The sequence below is a fragment of the Streptomyces sp. NPDC000878 genome (assembly GCF_053599695.1).
The window spans coordinates 1-3,899 of the sequence record NZ_JBSFMT010000169.1; the positions used below are offsets into that span (position 1 = coordinate 1).

At 70.3% G+C, this 3,899-nt stretch carries 4 protein-coding genes, 2 tRNA genes and 1 pseudogene; 4 read left to right on the forward strand and 3 right to left on the reverse strand.

All coding sequences use genetic code 11. The annotated features are described in order from the left end of the window. Positions 1–168: 168 nt before the first annotated feature. A tRNA-Phe gene (locus tag ACWDR4_RS49830) sits at positions 169–242 on the reverse strand. Positions 243–273: 31 nt separating this feature from the next. Then, positions 274–348 (reverse strand) — tRNA-Asp (locus tag ACWDR4_RS49835). A gap of 177 nt (positions 349–525) precedes the next feature. On the opposite strand from ACWDR4_RS49835, the pseudogene ACWDR4_RS49840 reads away from it, so the two are divergent. Continuing rightward, positions 526–1,512: pseudogene (locus ACWDR4_RS49840) on the forward strand (Ppx/GppA phosphatase family protein); the annotation flags it as partial. Between the two features lie 381 nt (positions 1,513–1,893). Then, positions 1,894–2,058, forward strand: a complete 165-nt coding sequence (locus ACWDR4_RS49845; RefSeq protein WP_450418806.1) for a hypothetical protein — start codon at positions 1,894–1,896, stop codon at positions 2,056–2,058. A gap of 42 nt (positions 2,059–2,100) precedes the next feature. Here ACWDR4_RS49845 and ACWDR4_RS49850 read toward each other — a convergent pair whose 3' ends face one another. Continuing rightward, the gene (locus ACWDR4_RS49850) at positions 2,101–2,871 is read right to left on the reverse strand and encodes an ANTAR domain-containing protein (RefSeq protein WP_450418807.1); all 771 of its coding nucleotides are present in this window, start codon (positions 2,869–2,871) and stop codon (positions 2,101–2,103) included. A gap of 134 nt (positions 2,872–3,005) precedes the next feature. Here ACWDR4_RS49850 and ACWDR4_RS49855 point away from each other — a divergent pair, with 134 nt between their 5' ends. Continuing rightward, positions 3,006–3,377: a helix-turn-helix transcriptional regulator gene (locus ACWDR4_RS49855; protein WP_450418808.1), complete on the forward strand. Its 372-nt coding sequence runs from the start codon at positions 3,006–3,008 to the stop codon at positions 3,375–3,377. Between the two features lie 68 nt (positions 3,378–3,445). Continuing rightward, the gene (locus ACWDR4_RS49860; RefSeq protein WP_450418810.1) at positions 3,446–3,709 is read left to right on the forward strand and encodes a hypothetical protein; all 264 of its coding nucleotides are present in this window, start codon (positions 3,446–3,448) and stop codon (positions 3,707–3,709) included. The last annotated feature ends 190 nt before the right edge of the window (positions 3,710–3,899 follow it).

The window sequence follows — 3,899 nt, forward strand, 5'->3', positions numbered from 1 at the left end:
CGCGCGAGCCCCGCCCGCGCCGCGCGCCGGGGGGGGGGGGGGGGGCGGCCCCCCCCCCCCCCCCCCCAAGGATGGGACGGGTAGGGGCGGCGGGGGCGAGAAAACACTGCCGAGCCGAGTGGGGGCACGGCAAAGGCCCCGTCCGTGTCGGACAGGGCCTTTGGGTTGTGGCTGGGGCCGGGGTCGAACCGGCGACCTATCGCTTTTCAGGCGATCGCTCGTACCAACTGAGCTACCCAGCCACGAGGTTTCACGTGAAACATGCAACCTCAGCGGTCCTGACGGGATTTGAACCCGCGGCCTCCACCTTGACAGGGTGGCGAGCACTCCAAACTGCTCCACAGGACCTTGCTGTTGTGCGCGGAGTAAGTCTCGCACACTGTGTCGCGTACTCCGAACAGGTTTCCCGGCTGGCTGGCGGGCCGAAGTCGCTGGAAAAGCGTATCAGACCACGGACGGTGCTCCGCGCACGCGACAACGCAGGTGAGGGGCATGCCACCCGGCTTGCCGGGTACTCCCGGTCGCATGCGAATGAGCGTGCTGGACGTGGGCTCGAAGACGGTCCGCCTGATGGTCGCGGACACCGGAAGCGGTGTTCCCCTGCCGGTCCACACGGCGAAGTGGAAGCTACGGCTGTCCGAACAGCTGGAACCCGGCGGAGCGATCCCCGAGCCATCCGTACAGCATCTCGTGAGAGCCGTCGAGTCGGCCGCCGAGACCGCCCAGCGGTGGGGCGCGGGAGGGCCGATGGCCTTCGCGACAGCCGTCGTACGCGCCGCCCCGAACCGCCTCGACGTGCTGCGTACCGTCCGTACCGAGACCGGCGTACGCCTGTGCACGCTGCGCGGAGAGGTCGAGGCCGGTCTCACGTTTCTCGGCGCCCGGCGGTGGATGGGCTGGCGAGCCGGTTCTCTCGCGCTGTTCGACATCGGCGGCGGCTCGCTGGCGGTCGCCTTCGGACGCGGCAGGCTGCCCGACTTCGCGGCGTCGCTGCCGCTCGGCGCGGGCCGGCTGACCCGGGAGTTCCTCGCCGGCCAGGACCCGCCGTCCGAGGAGGACCTGAGAGCACTGCGCCGCACAGTGCGTCACCAGCTGCGGGACGTGGCCGCACGGCTCAGGTGGGAGGGGCCGCGTACGGCGGTGGCGACCTCGCGGACCTTCCAGCAGCTGGCCCGGCTCTGCGGTGCCGCACCCGGTCGCCAGGGCGTGTTCGTGGCGCGGCAGCTGGCGCGACGGGACCTCCGCGCCTGTCTGCCCCGGCTCGCGGCCCTGCCGGCGGCCGAGCGGGCACGGCTCCCGGGCGTCTCGGAGCCTCGGGCGCTCCAGAGTTTGGCCGGAGCGGTGGTGGGGCACACGGCGATGAAGCTGACGGGCATCAAGACGCTCACCATCTGCCCGTGGGCCATCCGCGAAGGTGTGCTGCTGCGGTGCGTCGAGGACGGCGGCTCCTGGTGGGCGGAGATCGCCCGGGAAAGCGACGAGGCAGCGCCCATGGGGCCTGTCCCGTTCCAGCCTCACCCCCTAGGAGGAGTCATGGTCGACAAGGGTCGGACCGACAAGATCAAGGGCAAGGCCAGGGAAATGACCGGCAAGGCCACCGGTGATCGCGAGCAGGAGATGGAAGGCAAGCTGGAGCAGGCTCGCGGCGAGGCCAAGAAGATCAAGAGCAAGGTCCAGGAGCACGCCGAGAGGACCGCGCGCTCGGCGAAGCGGGACCGCGGCTGAGTCCGCCGGATCGACAGGGTTCCCGGGTTCCCGGGTTCCCGGCAGATCCGCCGGGTACGCCGAGTCCGCTGAATCTGCCGGTAACGCCGTGCGGTTCGTTTGTGTGGGGCATGTCGGGTACTCGGCAGGCCCATCCAGGACCTACAGGACCTAGGAGGTGCCTCCCTCATGGAATCCGGCACCAGTACGGACATCCGCCCGGCGTGCGAGGCCACGACGACCGGGGACGACGAGCCGGTCGTGCTGCCCGGCGCCCGGCACTCCCAAGGTGTCGGCGAGCGTGAGCCGGAGGGCCCCGACCAGGAGAGCCACATCATCCGGGGCGAGGACTGACTCGGTCAGAGAGTAGAAGTCAGAGGGCAGCGAGATCAACGGTCACTGGTCTTCCGGGGATGCCCGGAGCCTGGTGACCGTCTCGGCGATCTGGTCCTGGAACGACTCGGGGAGGTCGCCGTCGCCGGTGGCGGCGCCGACCAGGTTGTCTGCCACCTCGTGCAGCTTGGTGTTGGTGTTCTGGGAGACGGAGACCAGCACCTTCCAGGCGTCGTCGGCGCTCAGGCCGAAGGACGCCATGAGGACGCCACGGGCCAGGTCGATGACCGGCCGTGTCTGCATGGCCCGCCGGAGCTGAACCACTTCGATGCGCAGATCCTGGTTCGCCTCACCGAGCGAGGTGATCTCCGCCCCGAGGGCGAGTGCCGTCGCCGCTCCGGGGTCGTCCTGGACGAGGCCGGTCTCCTCGGCATCGCCGGTGACGGTGAACAGCGGCAGCGTGCCGGTGAGCGACAGCAGCCGGAGCACCGCGGTGCCGGCCGACCCGATGGTGACGTACTTGCCCTCGTCGAGGGCGTGCCTGCGGAGGCGCAGCAGGACGTTGAGGCCGGAGCAGTCGCAGAAGTCGACGCCGGTCAGATCGAGGTCGATGCCGCTGTCCGTGTGGGCGAGCGCCTGGCGCAGAGCGTGGTGCAGTGGCTGCTCCGAGACGAGGTCGATCGCACCGGACACCACGACGAGCGTTCCGTGGTCCGAGGGGTGTGTCTCGATCTTCAGCGGCGGCGTCCCGGCGTCGTCCGGGGGGCGGACGGGTGGTGCCGGGGGCACTTCGTCCGACCCTGTGAGCTGCGTAGTAACTGCGCGTTCTGACATTGCGGCCACTCCGTAGGCATCGGTCCGTGCCTGCTCCCGTTCAGGTTCGGTCCGGAGGGTCTCATACGTCAAGAGATACATGAAATGAAGTTCGGCCTTTTGAATGCGTGAATCGATCGGCCTATCCTGGCGGCATGCGTGGAGTACCCGAGTCACACACAGGCTGGACGTTCCTCACCAACCACTCCCGCGTGCTGGCCGCGATCGCGGAGGATCCCACCACCCGCATCCGCGACATCGCCGCACGTTGCAGGCTCACGGAGCGGGCCGTCCAGAAGATCGTCTCGGATCTGGAGGCCGCCGGTTATCTCACCCACACCCGGCAGGGACGCTCGAACGCGTATCGCATCGAGGACGGGACGATCCTGCGGCACCCCGCCGACGAGGGGCTGACCGTGGCACGGCTGCTGTCCCTTCTCGCCCGGCACGATGCCGAACACGCCGAGAACCAGCGCGAGCTGCAGTCGACGGCCCCGCACGCGCGAAGCTCCGAGGACGACGCGTGACGCGTTGAGCGACGTCCCAGTGGGTACCCGGCGGGTCTGACCGGGACCGCCGACGAAGGGACAGCGCAGTGAACGACCACCGTACGGAAACGCCGGAGGGCGACGTGGACGAGGCCCGGGCGACCCGGCCGAAGCCCGTCCCGAGGGACCTGCCCGACCAGCAGGCGGGTGCCGACGAGGACCCCTGGGAACTGGACGACAACCCGGCGGCGGACGAGCGGCCCGACGCGGAGGTCCCCGACACGGACGAGGCCGGTACGGGCCGGCGCGGCGCCCCGCACTCCGGCAGCCGACGCCCCGAGCACCCCGTACCCGACGAGCCGTCCGCCTGACAGCCCTGCTGGAAGCACGCCCGCCACAACCACGAACCCAGGGCCACGCCCCCAGAAGCACGAAATGGCGGCCATCCCACGGACTCGGGATGCCGGTGAGGTCGGACCGGGGCGCCCGGCCGACGTTGCCGTCGGTGGGTTTCCCCGGCCCGCCTCCCGAACCGGACGTGCCCGATCTCCAGGCATCCGG